This window comes from Streptomyces sp. NRRL F-6492 (assembly GCF_001280125.1).
In the GTDB taxonomy this organism is placed as follows: Bacteria; Actinomycetota; Actinomycetes; order Streptomycetales; family Streptomycetaceae; genus Streptomyces.
Map to the genome: position 1 here is coordinate 106,120 of NZ_LGEG01000116.1, position 21,832 is coordinate 127,951.

The following is a 21,832-nucleotide window of genomic DNA, read 5'->3' on the forward strand; positions in this document are numbered from 1 at the left end:
CGTGCCGGGTGTTACTTGACGCCCAGCTCGGTGCACTTGGCGGCGAGGTCCGCGGTGCAGAGGTCGGCGGCCTTGTAGATGCCGTCCTTGACGACCGTGGTCTGGATGTTGGTCTTGTCGACCACGACCGGCGGGAAGAGCGTGGACGGGACGCCGTCGGTCTCGCCCTGGGCGCCGAGGTCCTTGCCCTGGAGCAGGTTCACCGCGAACTTGGCGGCCTCGGGGGCCAGCTGGAGCGGCGACTTGTAGATGGTGAAGGTCTGGGTGCCGGCGATGATGCGCTGGATGCCCGCGACCTCGGCGTCCTGGCCGCCCACCGGGATGCCCTTGATGCCGGCGTTCTCCAGGGAGGTGACGATGCCGCCCGCCATGCCGTCGTTGGCGGAGTAGACGGCGCCGATCTTGTCCTTGCCGACCGAGGAGATCGCGGCGGACATCTTCTCGCCGGCGATCTTCGGGTCCCACTCGCCGGAGGCCTCGTAGGCGATCTTGCCGACCTTGCCGTCGAGCGCGGTGTGGGCGCCCTTCTTGAACAGGGCGGCGTTCGGGTCCTTCTCGTCGCCGTTGATCATCACGACGTTGGCGGCGGCGGCCTTGTCGCCGAGCGCGGCGAGGAGGGCCTGGCCCTGGAGCTCGCCGACCTTGTTGTTGTCGTGGCTGACGTAGGCGTCGGCGCCCTTGACGGCGCGGTCGTACGCGACGACCTTGACGCCCTTGGCCTTGGCGTCCTTGACCCAGCTCTCGGCCTTGGTGGCGTCGACCGGGTCGAGGGCGATGACCTTGATGCCGTCGGCGATGAACTGGTCGAACTGCTGCTTCTGCTTGACGACGTCGGAGACGGCGTTGTTGTAGACGACCTCGCAGTCGCCGCACGCGGCCTTGACGGCCTTCTCGAACTGAGGCTTGTCCAGGGCCTCGTAGCGCGAGGTCTTGTTCTCGGGCAGGAGCAGACCGATCTTGGTCGAGCTGCCCTTGTCGCCGCTGTCGTCGCCGCCGGCCTGGCCACAGGCCGCGAGCGAGAGGGCCATCGACACCGCGGCCGTGGCTATGACGGCGCGACGCGTCACTGCGTTCATTTGGGGTTGCCTCCCTGACGAGGCCGCGACGTTGCGGCCGAGGTGGCACGAAGTCAACTCGGCCACAACGTTGACGTCAAGAAGTAAATTCTTAACGAGATGACAACGGTGGTGTTCGTTATCTAAGTGAAGGCAAGCCGTGAGGCCGGAGCGGCGGCGGGCAGCGCACTCTCCAACAGGGTCGAATCGCCCATTTCACTCAGCACGAGGGCGAGCGCGCCCAGCACCTCGGCGCGCCCTCCGAGGGCCCCCTGGGCCAGCGAGAGCTGCCGGGCGGCACTGGGGATCGCGTACCGCGAGACGGAGTCCCTGATGGGCGCCAGGACCAGCTCGCCGGCCTCCGCGAGGTCGCCGCCGAGCACCACCCGGCTGGGGTTGAGGAGGTTGCAGAGGTTGGCGATGCCGCTGCCGATGTACCGCCCGACGTCCGCGATCACCCGGCGGCAGCCGGGATCGCCCTCGCGGGCCAGCTGGACGACCCGCTCCATGGTCAGGTCGGGCCCGTGGCTCGGCTGGAGCAGCGGCAGGACGTAGCGGGCGGCGGTGAAGGTCTCCAGGCAGCCCCGGTTGCCGCAGCGGCAGACCGGCCCCGACTCGTCCAGGGTGATGTGCCCGATCTCCCCCGCGGTGCCGCCGGGGCCCCGGTAGACCCGTCCGTCTATGACCAGGCCGGCGCCGACGCCGCTGGCCACCTTGATGTACGCCAGGTCCTTGACGCCCCGGCCACCGCCCCAGACCAGCTCGCCGAGCGCGCCGAGGTTGGCGTCGTTGTCGACGTGCACGGGCACCCCGAGGCGGCCCGAGAGCTCCTCGGCGGGGTTGATGCCGCTCCACCCCGGCAGGATCGACGTCGAGCCGAGGGTGCCGGAGGAGACGTCGATCGGGCCCGGCACGCCGAGGCCGACGCCGATCACCTTGTCGGGGCCGATCCCGGTGGTCAGGACGAGCCGCTTGACCAGCTGTTCCGCCCGGTCGAAGCCCTCGGCGGCGGAGGCGTCGACGTCGAGCGGCTCGGCCTCCTCGGCGAGCACCTGGTGGGCGAGGTTGCCGACGGCGACCCGGAGGTGGGTGTGGCCGAAGTCGACCCCGATCACGATGCCGGCGTCGCCGGAGAGCGAGACGCTGCGGGCCCGGCGCCCCCCGGCCGAGGTGGGCGTGACCTCGACGGTGCCGCCCTCTTTCAGCTCCCGCACGATGTTGGAGACCGTGGCGGCGGAGAGGCCCGTCGCCCGGGCGATCTCCGCCTGGGTGAGCGAGCCGGCCATGCGCACCGCCCGGACGACCCGTTCGAGGTTGGCCCTGTGCAGAGAAGTCTGCGAACCCGGAGTCTCCATCGACTCACTCACTCCCACCGTTTTCTCCAACATGTGAACTCTAAGGGGACGCTTTCGGCTTGGTCCCCGTCAAGACCTTGAGTGACGGAGGTGAGGGTCACACGGTCGTCGCGCCGGCTTCCCGGGCCGTTCGCCCCCGGCCCCGTACCGCCGGAAGGGCCCCCGGCGCGCGGTGCGCCGGGGGCCCTTCGGGAGTGGTGGCGGGGCCGGGGCGGCCCCGGGGATCACTTCACGGCGCCGGCGGTCAGACCGGCCACCACCTGCCGCTGGAAGACGACGTACGCGGCGAGGACCGGGAGCATGGCCATCACCAGGCCGGCGAAGAGACCGGACCAGTCGCCCTTGTAGCCCTGGCTGACCGCGAGCTGGACGAGCCCCTGGGAGAGCACCTTCCGCTCCGGCTCGGTGTTGAGCACGGTCGGCAGCAGGTACTGGTTCCACTGCCCGAGGAAGTTGAAGATGCCGACGCTGATGAGGCCCGGCTTGGCCATCGGCAGCATCACCTGGAAGAAGGTCCGGGTGTGCGAGGCGCCGTCCACGCAGGCCGCCTCCGCCACCGAGGTCGGCAGGGTGCGGAAGAAGGCCGTGAGGAAGAAGACGGTGAACGGCAGCGAGTACGCGATGTACACGAGGATCAGGCCGTGCAGCGTGTTGAGCAGGGCCATGTTCTGCATCACGTAGAACAGCGGCACGAGCGCCAGGATGATCGGGAAGCTCATCCCCCCGATGAAGAGGAAGTAGAGGAAGCGGTTGCCCGGGAACTCGAAGCGGGCCAGGACGTAGGCCGCCATCGAGCCGAGGAGGAGCGTGCCGAACAGCGAGCCGCCGACCACCAGGATGGTGTTCAGGAAGTAGTCGCTCATGTGCGCCTCGGTCCAGGCGCGCGACCAGTTCTCGAAGTGCAGCCTGTCGGGCAGCGCCCACGGGGAGGTGAAGATCGCCCGGTCGGTCTTGAAGGAGGTCATGACCGCCCAGAGCAGCGGCATGACGACCATGACCGCCCAGAGGATCAGGATGCCATGGGAGAAGACGTTGAGGGTGGAGCCCTCGCCCTTCGGCTCCTTGCGGGGCGCGGGGGCGGTCGTCTTGGTGACCATGGGGTCCGGGCCCGACGGGGGGCCGGGGTTCTCCACTCCGGCGGGGGTCGTGTCGGTGATCTTCATCAGAACTCCAGCCGCTCGCGCCGGCCCAGCTTCATCACGACGGCCGCGAAGGCCAGCGTCACGAGGAGCAGGGCGACACCGATGGTCGTGGCGTAGGCGGCCTGACCGTCCCGGAACGCCTTCTGGTACACGTACAGCGGCAGGACGATGGTCGAGTAGTCGGGCCCGCCGCCGCTGGGACCGACGGTCATGATCTGGACGACGGCGAAGGACTCGGCGCCGAGGGCGAGGATGCCCATGTAGATCCACCCGGACTGCACGGTGTCCCAGAGCAGCGGCAGGGTGATCCGGAAGAAGGTGGTGAAGCGGTTCGCGCCGTCGAGGAGGGCCGCCTCGTAGAAGTCCTTCGGAATGGACGCCATGCCGGCCGAGAAGAGGACGACGAAGAATCCGACGGTGGACCAGACGAGGACGATCATCACGCAGATGAGGGCGAGGTCCGGGTCTCCGAGCCAGTCCGGCTGGACGCTGCCGAGACCGACGCCCTTCAACACGGAGTTGATGGCTCCGCTGTTCGGGTTGTACGCGAACTGGAAGAGCAGCGCGACGATCGCGATCGACAGCACCTGCGGGAAGAAATACACGATCTTGTAGAAGGACGACCCGCGCACACCGGCGATGGCCGCGCCCTTGCGGCGCCGACCGCCGACATTGAGCATGAAGGCGAAGAAGAGCGCGAGGCCGACGGTCACCAGCGGCAGCACCACCGCGAAGGTCAGACTGTGCTGGAGCGATTTCCAGAAGATCTCGTCGTCCAGCATCCTGCTGTAGTTGCCGAATCCGATCATTCCGAATTCGGGGCTCAGTCCGGTCCAGTCCGTGAAGGAGTAGTAGATGGACTGGATGAACGGCCAGATGACGAACAGCGCGTAGAGCGCGAGGGGGGCCGCCAGGAACCCCACGATGAAACGGTACTTGCCGTGTTGCATTTCCTACCGACCCCGATCTTTCCCGCGCCGGGCACGCCGCTCGTGCCGCGCGCCAAGGGGCCGGGGCCCGCTCCCGGTCGGCGGGAAGGGGCCCCGGCACTGCTCATCAGTGCTTGTAGTGCTTGATCGAGGAGTCCTGGGCCGCCTCGTCGGCGTACTTCTGGATCTTCTTGATCGTCTCGGCCGGGGTGGCGCGGCCGGCCATCATCTCGCCGATGCCGGCGACACCGATCTTCTCCTTCTGGAGGGCGACGTACCAGTCCTGGAGGCGCGGGTTGACGACGTTCTGGCCGGCCTTCTCCAGGGCGGCGACGCCGGACTTCAGGCCCGGGGAGAGCTCGATGCCGTCGGTGCCGCCGTTGAGGGCGGTCAGGGACTTCACGGACTGCGTGAAGTTCTTGGAGGAGGCCTCGCTGAGCATGATGCGCAGCTGCTCCATGCCGCCCTCGGCGTTCTTCGCCTTGGCCGGGACGACGAAGGGCTCGCCGCCGGCGGCCCAGATGGTGCCGAACGGCATCTTGTCGGAGGAGTCGAGGCCGGTCGGGCCGGAGACGGCCAGCGCGAAGTCGGCCGGCATGGTCTTCGCGGCCTCGTTCTCGACCCAGGAGCCGTTCGGGATGAACAGCGCCTTGCCCTCGGTCCAGGCGGTCTGCGACTGGATGTGGTCGAGGCCGGGCGTGCCCTTGAGGATGTAACCCTTCTGGACCAGCTCGTAGTACGCCTCGAAGGACGCCTTGACGGCCGGGTGCTCCCAGGCCTTGGGCTCCAGGTTGTCGATGGCGTCCAGGACCTCGCGGCCGCCGACCTTGCCGATCATCGGGTAGAGCGAGAAGGGGACGTAGTACGGGTGCTTGCCCGCGTACGTCCAGGCGGCGATGCCCTTCTTCTTGGCCTTCTCGCAGACGGCCAGCATCTCGTCCCAGGTCTCCGGGTACTTCGCGTCGAGCGAGTCGAGGAGCTTCTGCGAGTACCAGACGCCGTAGACGGTGTAGGCGTAGTTGAGGATCCAACACTGCTCGCCGTCGAACTGGCCCATCTCGACGATGCCGGGGCGCAGGGTGTCGCGGACCTTCTTGCTCGGGTCGTCGACGGACGGCGCGTCGAGCAGCGGGGTGAGGTCGGCGAGCTGCTTCTGGCCGACCAGGACGCCCATGTCCATCTGCTCGGCGCCGGAGTTGTCGATGAGGTCCGGCGGGGTGCCGCCGTTGAAGCGCGGCTGCAGCGTGGTGGTGATCTTCTGGGTCGGGGTGAACTTGACGCTGGCCTTCGGGTAATTGGTCTCGTAGACCTTGATCGCGTCCTTGGCGTACTGCTGTCCGAATCCGCCGTCGAAGAGGACGAAGTCGAGCGGTGCCGACTCGTTCACCCCGAGCGGGTTCTTGTCGGACTTCGTCCCCTTCTCGACCTTTCCGTTGCCACCGCTGTCACTGCTCGCACAGGCGGACAGGAACCCCATGGTCGGTACGGAGATCAGACCGATAGCGGCGGAACGCTTGATCAGATCGCGACGGCCGAGGCCCCCGTTGGTCTGTGCGGAGGTGGATCCCATGCTCAAGTCCTCGCCTTCATTCAGGACTCAGGCGGTGTACCGGTCGCCCGTTCTCAACTCGCCTCAGGCGAAGGGCCCCGCCACCGCGGTCATTTGCAGCCGGGTCGTGCACGCGTCGGGCCGTCGTCGATGGACACGACGGGCTGGACGCGACAGGTATAGTCCACTTCCCTTCGCCTGAGCAAGATCGAAAGCAGGTTTCGGCAACCATCTTTCCCGAGTTGAGACCTGCGGGATAAGCACGCTGGATCTGCGGCGTTTCGTCCAACCATCCGTCCGCCGACACCCTTGACAGGGGTCCGGAACTACCCGTACGGGGGCCGCGGCACGGCCCCGGCGGCGCGGTCCGGACCCGCCGGGCGCAAAGGGGGCGTACCGCCGGACCGAAACGGTTGTGTACGGACCGAAACAGTTGTGTCACAGACCCCCGGTCCGATGAAGATCCGATGAGAACGATCCGCAATCATGGGGGTCTCGCCGCGGCGCGTCCGCACGACGGACGCGGCGGCGCCTTCCTCACTCCTTACGGATCTGGAGCACTACGTGGCCAAGACTTCCGGCCTGAACCGCACGGGCACCCTGTCCCGCATCACCGTCGCCGCGATCACGGCCGCCCTCGTCGGCACCACCACCGCCGCCGTCGCGGCCGACGCGCCGCCGTCCTTCACCCCCGGCGCCGAGCAGGCCTCGAACGCGACCGCCTTCGCGGCCGCCGCCGCCGTCCCGACGCCGCGGAACTACCTCTACGGCGTCAACAGCGCGGGCACCATCTGGGGCTACAAGCCGGTCGGCGGGGGCACCCTTCAGCGCCTCGCGGACAACTCCGGCACCGGCTGGACCTCCCACAAGCACTTCACCCAGGTCGACCTGGACGGCAACGGCGGCTCCAACGGCTTCTACGCCGTCCGCAGCGGGCGCCTGCACTACACCGACGTGGGCGCGCCGCGCGACCTCGGCGGCGGCTGGCAGGTCTACAACGAGATCATCTCCGCCGGCAACACCGGCGGCGCCACGTCCGACGACCTGATCGCCCGCGACGGCTCCGGCGTGCTGTGGCACTACCTGGGCTACGGCAACGGCAACCTGGCCCCGCGCTACCGGGTCGGCAGCGGCTGGAACGCCTACACCCAGATCGCCGGCAAGGGCGACCTGACGCGCGACGGCAAGGCCGACCTCGTCGCCCGCGACAAGTCCGGCGCCCTGTGGCTGTACAAGGGCACCGGCAACTACAAGGTGCCCTTCACCTCCCGCACCCGCATCGGCAGCGGCTGGAACGCCTACAACGCCCTCGTGTCCACGGGCGACCTCACCTTCGACGGCGTCGCGGACCTCGTCGCCCGCGACAAGTCCGGCGCCCTGTGGCTGTACAAGGGCACCGGCAAGGCCTCGGCCCCGTACAGCGGCCGTGTGCAGATCGGCACCAACGGCTGGAACAGCTTCCGCGAGCTGTTCTGATCGTCCCGCCGGTGAACGGCGACACGAAAGGGCCCCGCTCCTCTTCCGAGGAGCGGGGCCCGCTTCGTGCGCTACCGGATCAGGCGTCAGCCACGGATCAGGTTGCGGAGCACGTACTGCATGATGCCGCCGTTGCGGTAGTAGTCCGCCTCGCCGGGGGTGTCGATGCGGACGACCGCGTCGAACTCGACGCCGGTGTCGGTGGTGACCTTCACCGTGCGCGGCGTGGTGCCGTCGTTGAGCTCCTCGATGCCGGTGAAGGAGAAGGTCTCCTCGCCGGTCAGGCCGAGGGAGTCGGCGGACTGGCCCTCCGGGAACTGGAGCGGCAGGACGCCCATGCCGATGAGGTTCGAGCGGTGGATGCGCTCGTACGACTCGGTGATGACGGCCTTGACGCCGAGCAGCGCGGTGCCCTTGGCGGCCCAGTCGCGGGACGAGCCGGAGCCGTACTCCTTGCCGCCCAGGATGACGAGCGGGGTGCCCTGCTCGATGTAGTTGCGGGAGGCGTCGTAGATGAAGCTGACCGGCCCGTCCGCCTGGGTGAAGTCGCGGGTGTAGCCGCCCTCGGTGCCCGGCGCGAGCTGGTTGCGCAGGCGGATGTTGGCGAAGGTGCCGCGGATCATGACCTCGTGGTTGCCACGGCGCGAGCCGTAGGAGTTGAAGTCACGACGCTCCACACCGTGCTCGGTGAGGTACTTGCCGGCCGGGGTGTCGGCCTTGATGGCGCCGGCCGGGGAGATGTGGTCGGTGGTGACCGAGTCGCCCAGCTTGGCCAGGACGCGGGCGCCCGCGATGTCGGAGACCGGGGTGGTCTCCATCGTCATGCCCTCGAAGTAGGGGGGCTTGCGCACGTAGGTGGACTCGGCGTCCCACTCGAAGGTGTTGCCGGTCGGGATCGGCAGCGCCTGCCACTGGGCGTCGCCCGCGAAGACGTCCTGGTAGGACTTGTTGAACATGTCCTCGCCGATGGCGTTGGCGACGACGTCGTTGACCTCGGCCTCGGTCGGCCAGATGTCCGTCAGGTAGACCGGCTTGCCGTCCTGGTCGGTGCCCAGGGCGTCCTTGGTGATGTCCACCTTCATGGATCCCGCGAGGGCGTATGCGACGACCAGCGGCGGGGAGGCCAGGTAGTTCATCTTGACGTCGGGGTTGATGCGGCCCTCGAAGTTGCGGTTGCCCGAGAGGACCGAGGTGACCGCGAGGTCGTGCTCGTTGACGGCCTTGGAGACCTCTTCCGGCAGGGGGCCGGAGTTGCCGATGCAGGTGGTGCAGCCGTAGCCGACGAGGTTGAAGCCGACCTTGTCGAGGTACGGGGTGAGGCCCGCCTTGTCGAAGTAGTCGGTGACGACCTTCGAGCCCGGGGCGAGGGTGGTCTTGACCCACGGCTTGCGGGTCAGGCCCTTCTCCACGGCCTTCTTCGCGACGAGCGCGGCGGCGACCATGACGTACGGGTTCGAGGTGTTGGTGCAGGAGGTGATCGCGGCGACCGTGACGGCGCCGTGGTCGATCGTGTAGGTGGTGCCGTCGGGGGCGGTGACCGTGACCGGGCGGGACGGGACCGCGGCGCCGGTGCCCTCGGCGTGCTGCGGGGCGCCCGCGCCGTTCTCCTGGCTGCCGTAGGCGGGGGCGTCGGAGGCCGGGAAGGACTCGGCGCTCGCCTCGTCCACCGGGGAGGCGGCGGTGCCGGCCTCGGCGGTCGGGACCTCGACGTAGTTGAGGACGTCCTTGGCGAACTGCTCGGCGGCGTTCGCGAGGACGATGCGGTCCTGCGGACGCTTCGGGCCGGCGATGGAGGGGACGACCGTGGAGAGGTCGAGCTCCAGCTTCTCGGAGAAGTCGGGCTCGGCGGCCGGGTCGAGCCAGAGGCCCTGCTCCTTGGCGTACGCCTCGACGAGCGCGACCTGCTGCTCGGAGCGGCCGGTGAGCTTGAGGTAGTTCAGGGTCTCGCCGTCGATCGGGAAGATCGCGGCGGTGGAGCCGAACTCCGGCGACATGTTGCCGATGGTGGCGCGGTTCGCCAGGGAGGTGGCGGCGACGCCCTCGCCGTAGAACTCGACGAACTTGCCGACGACGCCGTGCTTGCGCAGCATCTCGGTGATCGTGAGGACCAGGTCGGTGGCGGTGGTGCCGGCCGGCAGCTCACCGGTCAGCTTGAAGCCGACGACGCGCGGGATGAGCATGGAGACCGGCTGGCCGAGCATCGCGGCCTCGGCCTCGATGCCGCCGACGCCCCAGCCGAGCACGCCGAGGCCGTTGACCATGGTGGTGTGCGAGTCGGTGCCGACGAGGGTGTCGGGGTACGCCTGGCCACCCCGGACCATGACCGTGCGGGCCAGGTGCTCGATGTTCACCTGGTGGACGATGCCGGTGCCGGGCGGGACGACCTTGAAGTCGTCGAAGGCGGTCTGGCCCCAGCGCAGGAACTGGTAGCGCTCCTTGTTGCGGCCGTACTCCAGCTCGACGTTCTGGCCGAAGGCCTCCTTCGTGCCGAACTTGTCGGCGATGACCGAGTGGTCGATGACCAGCTCGGCCGGGGAGAGCGGGTTGACCTTCGCCGGGTCGCCGCCGAGCTCCTTGACGGCCTCGCGCATGGTGGCGAGGTCGACGACGCAGGGCACACCGGTGAAGTCCTGCATGATCACGCGGGCCGGCGTGAACTGGATCTCCTGGCTCGGCTGAGCCTGCGAGTCCCAGTTGCCGAGGGCCCGGATGTGGTCGGCGGTGATGTTCGCGCCGTCCTCGGTGCGGAGCAGGTTCTCCAGGAGGACCTTCAGGCTGTAAGGGAGGCGCGCGGAGCCCTCGACCTTGTCCAGCTTGAAGATCTCGTACGACTCGTCGCCCACGCGCAGCGTGCTGCGGGCGTCGAAGCTGTTCGCCGACACGACAGTCTCCTTCATCAATGTGCGCGTAATACCGTCATGCTGCCGCCACGACCCCTCGCGGATCCGTTAAGGTAAGGCTAAGTTAGGTAACCCTTACCGGCCGGGCGGCCACGGTGCGCCGTAAGCAGTTATCTCGATGTCGAGATAACTCTAGTGCATCCCCGTCGCCCGGTCATGCCCGGGCGCCCGCGAAGTGTCGGGACGGCGCGCCCGGGAGGTCCGCCGTGCCGCGTTCCCGGCGCGCCCGGACCGTACGGACACGAGCACGTCCCGGCGCTCGTCACCGATCCGCGGCCACTCCCCCCGTACCCCGTCCCGCCGGAAACCCGCACGCTCGGCGACCCGCGCCGGGGGCACGACCGCGACGAGCGGGACCGGGGCCCGTTCCATACGGGCGTCCCGCCGCGCGGAGCCGCCCGTGCCCCGTACGGACGCGGACGAGTGGCCGGCCCGGCGCGGGGGGTCGAGGATCGGGGCATGTTCAGCGGCGTGCACGTGACCTTCTACAGCCGGGACGCGGAGGCGGACCGCGTCTTCCTCCAGGACGTCTTCGGGTTCGAGCACGTGGACGCGGGGGGCGGCTGGCTCGTCTTCAAGCTGCCGCCCGCCGAGATCGCGATGCACCCCACGGCGGACGGGCCGAGGCACGAGGTGTACCTCATGTGCGACGACCTCACCCGCACCCTGACCGACCTGGAGGACCGAGGGGCGGAGATCTCACGGGCCATCAGCGACCGGGGCTGGGGGCTGCTCGCGGCGGTCCGGCTGCCGAGCGGCACCGAACTGCCCCTCTACGAGCCGCGTCACCCGACCGCGCACGACCTTTCACCCTGACGGCCCACCCCGGATCCGATCTTCATCTCATATCTGAGATAACGTGACGCCATGGCAGACGACTACCTCGTACGCATCGGCAAGCTCATCCGTGACGCCCGGCAGCACCGCGGCTGGACCCAGACGCAGCTCGCCGAAGCGCTGGCCACGAGCCAGAGCGCCGTCAACCGGATCGAGCGCGGCAACCAGAACATCAGCCTTGAGATGATCGCCCGGATCGGCGAGGCCCTCGACAGCGAGATCGTGTCGCTGGGATACGCGGGCCCCATGCACCTCCGGGTCGTCGGCCGCCGCCGGCTCTCCGGCTCCATCGACGTCAAGACCAGCAAGAACGCCTGTGTCGCGCTGCTGTGCGCCTCCCTCCTCAACAAGGGCCGCACGGTCCTGCGCCGGGTCGCCCGCATCGAGGAGGTCTTCCGGCTCCTGGAGGTCCTCAACTCCATCGGCGTGCGCACCCGCTGGATCAACGAGGGCGTGGACCTGGAGATCGTCCCGCCGGCCGAGCTGGACATGGAGTCCATCGACGCCGAGGCCGCGATCCGCACCCGCTCGATCATCATGTTCCTCGGCCCGCTGCTGCACCGCATGGACCGCTTCCGGCTGCCGTACGCCGGCGGCTGCGACCTCGGCACGCGCACGATCGAGCCGCACATGATCGCCCTGCGCCGCTTCGGCCTGGAGGTCACGGCCACCGAGGGCATCTACCACGCGCAGGTCGAGCGCTCGGTCACCCCCGGCCGGCCGATCGTCCTGACCGAGCGCGGCGACACGGTCACCGAGAACGCGCTGCTCGCCGCCGCCCGGCACGACGGCACGACCGTCATCCGCAACGCCTCCTCCAACTACATGGTCCAGGACCTCTGCTTCTTCCTGGAGGCGCTGGGCGTCCGGGTCGACGGCATCGGCACCACCACCCTGACCGTGCACGGCGTGCCGCAGATCGACGTGGACGTCGACTACTCCCCCTCCGAGGACCCGGTCGAGGCGATGAGCCTGGTGGCCGCCGCCGTCGTCACCGAGTCGGAGCTGACGATCCGCCGGGTGCCGATCGAGTTCATGGAGATCGAGCTCGCGGTCCTGGAGGAGATGGGCCTCGACCACGACCGCTCGCCCGAGTACACCGCCGACAACGGCCGCACCCGCCTGGTCGACCTGACGGTCCGCCCCTCCAAGCTGGAGGCGCCGATCGACAAGATCCACCCGATGCCGTTCCCGGGCCTGAACATCGACAACGTCCCCTTCTTCGCGGCCATCGCGGCCACGGCGCAGGGCAAGACCCTGATCCACGACTGGGTCTACGACAACCGGGCCATCTACCTCACGGACCTCAACCGCCTCGGCGGCCGCCTCCAGCTCCTCGACCCCCACCGCGTCCTCGTCGAGGGCCCGACCCGCTGGCGCGCCGCCGAGATGATGTGCCCGCCGGCCCTCCGCCCCGCCGTGGTCGTCCTCCTCGCGATGATGTCCGCCGAGGGCACGTCGGTCCTCCGGAACGTGTACGTCATCAACCGGGGGTACGAGGACCTGGCGGAGCGGCTGAACTCGATCGGGGCGCAGATCGAGATCTTCCGGGACATCTGATACGCGAATGCCGCCGCACCCCGTCCTGAACCGCTGTTCAGCGGTTCAGGACGGGGTGCGGCGGCATCTCTGGGACTTTGGGGGCTGCGGCGGGCCGTGGGCCGCGCTCAACGGCCCCTGCCGGCCGGCGGCGGCTACGCGAAGGTCGCGCCGACGGCGGCGCCGCCTCGTGCGCCGGCGCGGGGCGGGAAGGGGGAGTGCTTCCGCGGCGCGAACCCCCGGTCGGAGTGCCCCGGCCGGCGTGCCGGGGAGACGATCGATTCGCCGGCCTCCAGTTTCCCGGAGGCGAAGAAGTGACGCAGGGCGGGAAGCCGTGCTCCCGGGACGGCTCCCCCGCGCGAGCACCGTCTGCGCTGCCCTCCTCCAGTGGTGCGACCACCCCCGCCGCGGCCAGAGCGGGCTTCTCCGCGTAGGAGTCGAACGACCACGCCTCAACCCCGCCGGGTGCGGCGGCCGGAGGGCCGATCGTGCCGGACCGGCGCCGAAGACCCCATCGGGACCGGCGCCCTTGGCGAGCGGAGGGGCCAGGGCTTCCACGTCCTCGTGCTCGACCGCGTGACGGGCTGGAATCCGGAAGTCGCCCACCAGAGCACTCGGCAACGCTCAAGCCGCCCCCACCAGCGACTTTCCATGCCTCGGCGGCCGAATGAGGTGGCTTCTCATGGATCACTCCGCCACCGCACTGACGTGCGATCATCAGGTTTCTTCCATGCCTATCCTCAGATACATCCGAAAGAAGGAACGTCACATGATGCGCCTGCGCGCGCTCATCGTCGCCCTGCTCGCAGCGACGATGCTGGGTGGCCTGGTCCCCTCGGCATCCGCGGACACCGTCTCGCCGAAGTCCGCCTCCGCACTGCGCTTCCTCAGCTACAACATCTGCGGGGGCAACGACGAACTCATCACCCCCTGTGGCACCGCCGCGCAGAGAGACGCCGTGAAGGTGCGCGTCGACCTGGTCAAGAGGCACGTGACCGAATGGGACGCGGACGTCCTCTTTCTCCAAGAGGTCTGCAAGTCCCAGTACGACGAGCTTCTGAAGGTGCTCGCGCCTCTGGGATACAGCGGCACCTTCACGACCATGATTCCTGTTCCCGTCCCCTCCACGGGGGACCTGTGCAAGTCGAACAGCGAGCCCGCCTTCGACAAGGAGCACCCCTGGGGCAATGCCGTGCTGGCCAAGGGGCCGGTGACGGTCCTCACTCCTCTCGACCTGACCGTCGGCGGTGAGAAGGCCGGGACGACCTGGAAGTCCTCGTGCGTCCAGGTCGCGCTCCAGGGCCGCACGACGCGGGCTTGCTCCGTCCACCTGTACTCGTACAACGACGCCATCCGGATCGAGCAGGCCAAGAAGCTCGCCGGCCTCGTCAAGCCGTGGATCGACGCGGACACGCCGGTCGTGCTCGGCGGTGACTTCAACGCCCAGCACTGGGCGCAGCGGGACGGGACCTGGTACACCGACCCGCGCCTGAGCCCCCTGACCTCGCTTCTGGACCCCTTCTACACCCACTCGGGCGGCACGGGCCAGTTCCTGGAGACGGACGAGACCGACGCCCAGCGCTTCACGCCGGAGTGCCAGGCCCTGAACCCGCCGGTCGGCCAGTGCCGTTCGGGAGCCAACACGGTGCTCAGGGACAGCGACCCCCTCACCGAGTCCAAGTACGACTACATTTTCGTGAGCGAGAAGCACTTCAAGAACGTCATCGCCGACGCGATGCCGCGCGAGTCCCTCTCCGACCACTACCCCTACCGCGGGGCTGCGACCTGGAAGCACTGCAACAACACCGCCGACGGCAAGGCCGACCTGCTGCGCCGTGGCGCCGACGGCAACCTGTACCGCCACTTCGGCGGGCGCCAGGACAAGCTGCTCCAGTCCCTGTACTGCAAGGTCGGCGCCGGTTGGAACGCCGACTGGAGCACCATGCGTCAGCTCGCGCGAGCGGGTGACGTGGACGGCGACGGCGCCGAGGACCTCTACGCCATCGACAGCACGGGAGCCCTCCGCTTCTTCCCGGGAGACCGGACCGAGACGTTCTTCCGGTGGCCCCGCACCGTCGCGACCGGCTACGGCACGGTGGAGCAGCTGGCCGTGAGCGCGGACATGAACGGCGACGGCACCCGCGACCTGGTGACCCTGCTCGCCGACGGTACGCTCCAGCGCCGGGCGATCCAGTCCGACGGCACTGTGAGCAGTCCGGTGGCCATCAGCGGAGACGTCTCGTGGAAGGACTACAACGCCATCCTGACGCCCGGTGACCTCACCGGCGACGGCGTGCCCGACCTCCTCGCCCGGACTCCCGCCGGTGATCTGTACCTCTACCAGACGACTGCCGGCGCAACGCTGCAGCCGCGTGTCAAGATCGCCTGGGGCTGGAACGCGTACGACAGTGTCTCCGCCCCCGGAGACGTGGACGGTGACGGCAAGGCCGACCTCCTGGCCCGCGACACCGCCGGCAACGTCTACTTCTACGCCGGCCTGGGCACGCTGAACGGCACCGTCGCCCTCGCCGACCGATTCAAGAGCGGCTGGGGCTTCCCGGCCGGCGACACCCTGTTCTAGGTCGGCACCCCGACCCCTCGGGGCTCTCCGGCATCGTCCGGAGGGCCCCCTCCTCATGCCGGAGAGCGTGCCTGCGGGGGACGGGGCCGGGCCTCCCGCGTACGTTGGAACGTGGCCGACTCGGCTGACCATGCGGCGAAGGCGGTGCGAAAAGCGGACGCGGCACGACGGGGCCGAACCGGCACGCCCCGGTAGGCCAGCGGATGTGCCGAGCCGCCTGTTGCCGCAGAGGAGCGAGGCCGGCCTCCCCCGCACAGCCCCGGGTCCACAGTGCTGCCCTACAGGGCACAGAACCGGAAGGGCGTCCGCCGGCCGTGGGAGTCCTCCGGGACTTCTCTGGGACTTCCGGCTTCGTCGACCAGCACCCGCACACGGCCCCGGGCACCGTCGCCCGGGGCCGTCGCGGTCGTCAGCGCGGGCCCAGGTGGCCGTCCGGGTCGTGGAGTCGGGCGGGACGGGCCGTGAGCATTAGGCGGACGGCGTGTTCCGGCATGCGGACGACCACGGGGCGGGCGAGGGTCGTCTCGCGGACCGCCGTCGCGGTGGTGCCGGAGCGGATCCTGCCCGTGACCCGGGCGACCGCCCTGACGTCCAGGGTGAACTGGACCAGGACCGACCCGCTCTTCGGTTTGTGGACCGGCATCGAGCCGGACGCGTTGGCCGCGGCGTCGGTGGTGCCGCCCGAGCCGCCCGCGTTGGCCATGAGCTGGTTGAGCCGGAACTGGTCGGCGTTGAGGAGCCCGGCGCCCACCAGGCCGCGGGCCGACCTGCCGTGTTCGGCGGCGCTCTGGCCGTCCCGCTGGGTGGGGCGCATGCCCTCCAGGTGGCTCTGGCCGATCGTCTCGAAGGCCATCTTGTCGCCCACGCCGAGGATCCGGCCGTCGCGCAGCCGGGCGTGCAGGGACGCCCGCAGGTTCTGGCCCTCCGCGCCGGAGGCGTGCACCGGGGGCAGGTCGGCACCGGCCGAGGTGAGCAGGGGCAGGGCGGCGATCATCCACTCGGTGGAGACCGCCTCGTTCAGGGCGTACGCGGCGGCCCGGCCCCGGTCGCGGAAGCGCGCCCCGCCGCCCGCCTGCCGGATCGCGGACGTCAGCAGCTGCCGTACCTGGGTGACGCCGTGGAACCCGTTGACCTGCGCCTCCATCGGCAGTCGCGCGCCGCTCGCGCGCCAGGCGGCCGGGTCGGCCGGGGCCGCCGGGTCGGGGGCGTGCGGGCCGCGGGCGACCGCGGCCACGTCCCGCGCGGGGAGTTCGGCCCGGGACAGCGCCTCCAGGTCGGCGCGCGGGGCGCGGTGGGTGAGCGTCAGGCCGTCCAGCCGGGCGAACGCCACCCGGGTGCCGCCCCGGTACAGCTCCAGGCTCGCCCGGACCGGCACCCGCATCCTCGCCACCGCCGCCGAACCGGCGTCCGCGACCGTCTTCATGCCGAGCTGGCCCCGGCTCGCGGTGCCGCGGCGCCGTGACGCGCCGGACCCGAGGGCGGCGCCGGCCGCTCCGCCGGTGCTCTTCACCTGCCCCGCGCCGCCGTCCGGCTTGCCGGAGCCCGCCAGGACGCCCTCGACGCCGGTGGTCGTGCCCTCGTCGTGGGAGGTCGCCTGCTGGGCGACGGCGGAGGTGATGTACTCCATGTCCCGCCGGTCGTCCGCGTCCCCGAGGAACTCGCCGTCGCCCACCCGGTCGACCTTGAACACCGCCCAGTGCGGGGTGCGGCGGCCGTCGAGGAGTTCGACGGTGACCCCGCCGTCCATGGCGCCGGACAGCAGTCCCGCCGAGCCGTCCCGGTCCAGGACCCGCAGCAGCCGCCGCACGTTGTCGTTGCGGTCGTCGAGCTGACGGCGGGGCAGCAGGGTGTCGGCCAGGTCCTGGCGCCGGGTGGCGACGAGCCGTTCCCGCAGTCCCGCGAGCAGGGGTACGAAGTCGGGAAGGTCCTCGATCATGCCGAAGCCGAGCGGGAGCTCGCGGCGGAATCCGGGGCCGGTGACGGCGGGTCGTGCGGCCGGGGAGGAGCCCTCCGCCCCGGCGGTCCGTTCGGCGGCGGTCCGTTCGGCGGCGGTCCGCGAACTCTCCGCCGGGCTCTCCCCCCGCGGCGCGGACGACGCCGTGGACGCCCCCGCGGACGGCCGCGCGCCGGGCCGCGGGCGGCGGCGCAGCGCCTCGGGCAGCTGCTCCTCCGTCAGCCACACCCCGGCCGCCGCGGGGAGCGTCCGGGCGCCCTGGGCCACGTAGGGGCCGCCGCCGGTCACCTTGACCTCGGCCACCATGGTGACCAGCAGATCGCACTGGACCAGGTGCAGCGGGCCCTTCTTCGGGGTGTGGGCGTTGCGCTCGACCGTGCCGGACAGGGCGTACGTCTCCGTGTCGCCCTCGCTCGTCGTGCGGAACGCCGACAGGCCCTGCCCCGCCCGCCACGCGGCGCCGTTCTCCGTTCCGGTCGCGCCCACCTGCACGGTGCTGCCGGTGCCCTGCCCGGTCTGTCCCGCCGACTGGTGGCCGCCGAGCACGAAGGTCTCGGTGCCCGGGCCCTCGGCGGTGTGCACGAACCGCGGGTTGGCGAGCGCGAGGCGGGTGCCGACCGCGCCGTCGAGGGCGGCCAGGCGGCGCGGATAGCGGAGGTTCTTCACGATCCAGCCGGAGGACGCGGCCTGCCGCAGGGCGGCCTGGACGGCCCGCTCGCCGAAGCGCTCCTCGATCGCGAGCCGTGGCGCGAGCCCCTCGGTGGCAAGCGCCGGGTCCTCGCGCAGCCCCCGGTTCCGGGCGGCGGCCCGGGACAGCAGCGCGAAGGCCAGCTCCCGTACGGGCTGTGCGTCGACGGTCTCCACCAGCTGCCAGTCGCGCAGGACCGGTCCCGCTCCGGCGTCCGGGGCGAGGCCGGCCAGGTCGCCGATGCCCCCGGCGGCGACGGTGGCGGCGGGGGGCGCCGGTGCCGTACCGGCCGCGAGCGCCGCGTCGGCCCGGTCCTTGCCCTCCTGGTCCAGGGTGAACTCGGCCGGTGTGAGCAGTCGTACGTCCTGGCTCCCCAGGTTCATGTACGTCAGCGTCTCGGCCTCCGGCACGTCCCGGCCCGGACCGCCGACCGTGAGGCCGCGGGCGAGCTTGCGGGGCCGGGAGGTCATGGTGGCCTCCACGTCGAGGTGCAGGGCGGCGCGGAAGGCGGCGGCGGTGTCGGACCCGTTGGCGACGACGTCCGTACGGCCGGTGGTGCCCGCCTGGTTGCGGTAGGAGCCGGAGCTGTGCCGCTCGTAGCGGGCCCCGGCGGTCAGGATGCCGGGGATCAACCGGGCCTGGCCGAGCACCAGGCCGCCGATCGAGCGCGAACTGCTGCGGCCGCTCTGCGCGCCGGCGCCCACGGTGGCGTGGCTGCGGACCGACCAGTCCTTGACGTCGCCCTCGTAGACGGTGTCGCTCAGGCTGCCCCGGACGAGGATCTGCACGTCGTGGGAGTGCATGGTGGTCTTGCGACGCAGCCGTACCCGGATGCCGGTGGACAGCAACTGGTCCTTGTTGATCCGGAGGTTGGTCTCCGAGAGGGCGGCCGTCAGCTCGCGGTGGTTGTGCCGCTGGGCCTCGGCCTCCTCGTCACTGACGCCGGGGGCGGGCGCGGTGGCGCCGAACGCGGGCAGGTAGCCCGCGAGGCGGGGATCGGTGGCGAACATCCGCAGCACGGCGCGCACCATCGGCCCGGTGTCGACCTGGCTCAGCGCGACGCTCGATCCCTTCCCGTCGTAAGGGAGGTGGCGTTCCACCTCCTGTTCCCCGCCGTCGCCGTCGGTGCGCTTCGGCTTGCTCACGAAGTCCCCGGGGGTCACGCCGGCCGGCAGCGGCAGCCCGAACGCGTGCGCCTCGTCGGCCCGGAGGCTGATCCACACGTTCATGGTGTGGACGGCCACCCTGGCCTCGGGGCGCAGGACCGCGCGGACCGAGCGGGGCCCCGTGCCCTCGGCGGTGAACGTCACGGTTCCGAAGTAGAGCGCCTTCTCCCCCTTCACCTCGGCGCCCTGGCGGCTCGCGACGCTCTGCTCGGCCACCGTGAAGCGTGCCGTGCGGGCCGCCGCGACCGGCATGGCGGTGGCCCGGACGACGGCCGCGTTCGCCGCCGCCCCGACGCCGATCGCCGGCCCCAGGCCCGCCTGCAGGGACCGGCCCTTGCCCGCGCCGTCGGTCACCGCGGTCTGGCCGTGCTGGTGGGTGCGCAGCTGGGTCCTGCCGGTGCCCCAGGCCGGGGAGAGGCCGGTGACCGCGGCGCGCAGCCGGTAGCTGCCGGCCGTCCTGCCGTCCCTGGAGTACAGGTCCTCGCCGTTCACGCCGTCACGCAGCAGCCGGGGCAGGTCCTCCAGGACGGTCGCCGTGGAGGTCGCCTCGTACAGCCGGCCCCGGCCCGGCGCGCCGGGCTCGACGAGCGAGGGGTGCAGTACGGAGGCGACGGCGTCGAACAGGCCGCGGCCCGACCGGTGGGGCGCGGAGTCGTCGGTGACGGCGACCGGAGCCAGCGAGTCGGCGAGGGAGACGCGGCGGCCGGTGTCCGCGGACACCGGCACGGGCGGGGCGGGGTCCTCGGTGCCCACCGGGACCAGGTGTTCGGTCGGCACGCGCTGCATGAGCGTGCCGGAGTCCCGGAAGGTCTGCGCGCCGTCGGTGCCGTGCCGCCGGACGCGGACCTCGTAGCGGACCTGGCGGCGCACCTCGACCGAGCCCTTGTCACTGCGCAGCACGCGCGGTTCGGCCACGGTCGTCTGCCGCCGGGACTCGCGGGAGGACTGCCAGGGCTGGGCGTTGAGGGTGGCGGCGGCGCCGAGCCACAGTCCCGGCGCGACGGGCGCGAGCCCGAAGGCGAGGCCGCCGGCGCCCTTGCTCGACGAGCCGCCGCTCGAACCACCCACCGTGGCGGCCGAGTTGTGGTGGACGTCGAGCTTGGTGTCCTTGCCCACGGGGTCTTCGAGCGCGGCCTGCGGCACGCCGTCGGTCCCCGCCGAGGCGGCGGACAGCAGGTCCTTCGGCTGGAAGACGGGCGGCCGGTCGGCGGGCGCCCGGGAGATCCGCACGGTGACGTCGTACGACTCCGCGCCCGTGCGGCCCTCCACGGCGAAGGCCCGGCCCTGTCCGAAGAAGGCCTCCGGGCGCCCGGCCAGCTCCTCCGCGATCTCCGCGACCGTGCCGTCGGCGTGTCCGACGGCCGCGGACACCGCGTGCCGGACGAACTCGTGGCCGGTCGGTCCGTACGTCGAGGACAGACCGCCGGCCTGGAGCCGCAGCAGGTACGACGGCAGGACGAAACCCGTCTCGGTGCGCTCCTCGATGTCCGGCAGGGCCGGACGGGCGCCCCGGTCGCGGTTCCTGCCCACGGCCCGTGAGGCGACCGCGTTGCCCGCGGTGCGCTGGAGGGAGAGCAGCGGGGGCGCGGCCCCGGCGGCGAGGACGGCCGGAGGAGCGGTGGCGGGCGTCCGGCCCGCCCGCTCGGACGTGCCGGTCCTGTCGTCCCCTGACTGCTGCTGTGTCCGCACGGGGTCAACGTAGTCACGGGCGGGGCGGGGCACGGCCGGTCCCGCGGTTCCCGGCCGATTCGCCTTCTCCGCTCCGCGGTCCCGTCAACCGCCGTATTCCCGGGCGTCATTCGAGAGCGGAGGATCCCCCTTCGGCTCCGCTTCGCCTCCCCTTCAACTCCTCTGGAAGAACTCCACCTCCGCCAGCGCCAGATGGCGTCCCCGGGACAGGTCCACGGGTGAACGCAACGTCAGGCGGACCGTCCTGACGTCGCTGATCCCGGTCTGGATCGTGTGCGGGACCGGCTTGTCGCCGAGGCCGAGCTCCTTGACGTGACGCGTGCCGTCCGCCGTCGTCACCTCCAGGTCCACCTGGAGCGCGCGCGCTTGGCGGGCGTACGCCTCCGGAGACGTGGACGCGCCGTTGGTGATGATCAGGGCGACCAGCCGGAACGGTTTGCGGAAGGTGTACGTCACCGAGGCGCCCGCCCCGGGGGCCGCCCAGTACTTGTTGTTCAGGCCGTCCGTGGTGTTCGTCGCGGGATGCCCGGGGAGCGCGCCGCTCGCCTCGGTCCGTACGGGGGTGACGGGTGTGGCCTTGCCCAGCTTGTCCCGGACGTCCTCGACCAGGGCGCGTCCCGCGGGCAGCAGGAGGAACCCGGCGGCGCACAGCGCGAGCACGACCGCGAGGATCACGGCGAGGCGCACCCCCCGCCCCGAACCCGCCCGTGCCCGGCGCCGGAACGGCCACACCGTCCGCCACCAGGGCAGCGGCGCGGCCTTCGGCACCGGCCGCAGCTCCGCGGCACAGCGCCAGCAGAACTTCCGCTCCGGCCGGTTGGGCGTCCCGCACGCCGGACAGGGCCGCCCGCTCCCCTCGTCCTCCACCGCCGCGGGCCGTACGACCGGACGGGGCGCGACGGCCTTCGCCGGCAGCACGGGCAGGATCGGGTCGCGGGCGGGCGTGGGGGCGGCGGGGGCGCGCGGGGCGGT

Annotated in this window: 12 protein-coding genes; 4 read left to right on the top strand and 8 right to left on the bottom strand. The window is 71.1% G+C overall.

Features of this window, described 5'->3' with window-relative positions; translation table 11 throughout:
- Window positions 1-11 precede the first annotated feature (11 nt).
- The 5 genes from ADL08_RS11595 to ngcE all read right to left on the bottom strand — a co-directional run bounded on the left by ADL08_RS11595 (window position 12) and on the right by ngcE (window position 6,051).
- Window positions 12-1,076, bottom strand: a complete 1,065-nt coding sequence (locus tag ADL08_RS11595) for a sugar ABC transporter substrate-binding protein (RefSeq protein ID WP_053642012.1) — start codon at window positions 1,074-1,076, stop codon at window positions 12-14.
- Window positions 1,077-1,198: 122 nt separating this feature from the next.
- Window positions 1,199-2,410: an ROK family transcriptional regulator gene (locus ADL08_RS11600; protein ID WP_053642013.1), complete on the bottom strand. Its 1,212-nt coding sequence runs from the start codon at window positions 2,408-2,410 to the stop codon at window positions 1,199-1,201.
- Between the two features lie 224 nt (window positions 2,411-2,634).
- Window positions 2,635-3,507 carry a carbohydrate ABC transporter permease gene (locus ADL08_RS11605; protein ID WP_234352106.1) on the bottom strand — a complete coding sequence of 291 codons (873 nt, stop codon included), beginning with the start codon at window positions 3,505-3,507 and terminating at the stop codon, window positions 2,635-2,637.
- A 65-nt stretch (window positions 3,508-3,572) separates the two neighbouring features.
- Window positions 3,573-4,502: a carbohydrate ABC transporter permease gene (locus tag ADL08_RS11610; protein ID WP_053642015.1), complete on the bottom strand. Its 930-nt coding sequence runs from the start codon at window positions 4,500-4,502 to the stop codon at window positions 3,573-3,575.
- Window positions 4,503-4,608: 106 nt separating this feature from the next.
- Window positions 4,609-6,051, bottom strand: coding sequence for an N-acetylglucosamine/diacetylchitobiose ABC transporter substrate-binding protein (gene ngcE, locus ADL08_RS11615; protein WP_053642016.1), 1,443 nt, complete (start codon window positions 6,049-6,051; stop codon window positions 4,609-4,611).
- A gap of 543 nt (window positions 6,052-6,594) precedes the next feature.
- Here ngcE and ADL08_RS11620 point away from each other — a divergent pair.
- Window positions 6,595-7,506 (top strand): FG-GAP repeat domain-containing protein, encoded by a 912-nt coding sequence (locus ADL08_RS11620; protein ID WP_053642017.1) that lies wholly within the window; start codon window positions 6,595-6,597, stop codon window positions 7,504-7,506.
- Window positions 7,507-7,592: 86 nt separating this feature from the next.
- On the opposite strand, the gene ADL08_RS11625 is transcribed toward ADL08_RS11620, so the two are convergent.
- Window positions 7,593-10,388, bottom strand: a complete 2,796-nt coding sequence (locus ADL08_RS11625; protein WP_053642018.1) for an aconitate hydratase — start codon at window positions 10,386-10,388, stop codon at window positions 7,593-7,595.
- A gap of 477 nt (window positions 10,389-10,865) precedes the next feature.
- Here ADL08_RS11625 and ADL08_RS11635 point away from each other — a divergent pair, with 477 nt between their 5' ends.
- The 3 genes from ADL08_RS11635 (at window position 10,866) to ADL08_RS11645 (ending at window position 15,363) form a co-directional block, all read left to right on the top strand.
- A complete protein-coding gene (locus ADL08_RS11635) occupies window positions 10,866-11,222 on the top strand; it encodes a VOC family protein (protein WP_053642020.1) in 357 nt (118 codons plus the stop codon).
- Between the two features lie 51 nt (window positions 11,223-11,273).
- Window positions 11,274-12,803, top strand: a complete 1,530-nt coding sequence (locus tag ADL08_RS11640) for a helix-turn-helix domain-containing protein (RefSeq protein WP_053642021.1) — start codon at window positions 11,274-11,276, stop codon at window positions 12,801-12,803.
- A gap of 748 nt (window positions 12,804-13,551) precedes the next feature.
- Window positions 13,552-15,363: an FG-GAP-like repeat-containing protein gene (locus ADL08_RS11645; protein ID WP_053642022.1), complete on the top strand. Its 1,812-nt coding sequence runs from the start codon at window positions 13,552-13,554 to the stop codon at window positions 15,361-15,363.
- Window positions 15,364-15,772: 409 nt separating this feature from the next.
- On the opposite strand, the gene ADL08_RS11650 is transcribed toward ADL08_RS11645, so the two are convergent.
- Both ADL08_RS11650 and ADL08_RS11655 read right to left on the bottom strand, forming a co-directional pair.
- The gene (locus tag ADL08_RS11650) at window positions 15,773-20,860 is read right to left on the bottom strand and encodes a hypothetical protein (RefSeq protein WP_234352104.1); all 5,088 of its coding nucleotides are present in this window, start codon (window positions 20,858-20,860) and stop codon (window positions 15,773-15,775) included.
- Window positions 20,861-21,013: 153 nt separating this feature from the next.
- A partial coding sequence (locus tag ADL08_RS11655) for a zinc ribbon domain-containing protein (RefSeq protein ID WP_078970565.1) occupies window positions 21,014-21,832 on the bottom strand: 819 nt, incomplete at its 5' end.

Coding starts and splice junctions, on each gene's coding strand:
- ADL08_RS11595 (WP_053642012.1), bottom strand. CDS start 1,076: ATGAACGCAGTGACGCGTCGCGCCGTCATAGCCACGGCCGCGGTGTCG.
- ADL08_RS11600 (WP_053642013.1), bottom strand. CDS start 2,410: ATGGAGACTCCGGGTTCGCAGACTTCTCTGCACAGGGCCAACCTCGAA.
- ADL08_RS11605 (WP_234352106.1), bottom strand. CDS start 3,507: ATGGTCACCAAGACGACCGCCCCCGCGCCCCGCAAGGAGCCGAAGGGC.
- ADL08_RS11610 (WP_053642015.1), bottom strand. CDS start 4,502: ATGCAACACGGCAAGTACCGTTTCATCGTGGGGTTCCTGGCGGCCCCC.
- ngcE (WP_053642016.1), bottom strand. CDS start 6,051: ATGGGATCCACCTCCGCACAGACCAACGGGGGCCTCGGCCGTCGCGAT.
- ADL08_RS11635 (WP_053642020.1), top strand. CDS start 10,866: ATGTTCAGCGGCGTGCACGTGACCTTCTACAGCCGGGACGCGGAGGCG.
- ADL08_RS11640 (WP_053642021.1), top strand. CDS start 11,274: ATGGCAGACGACTACCTCGTACGCATCGGCAAGCTCATCCGTGACGCC.
- ADL08_RS11645 (WP_053642022.1), top strand. CDS start 13,552: ATGATGCGCCTGCGCGCGCTCATCGTCGCCCTGCTCGCAGCGACGATG.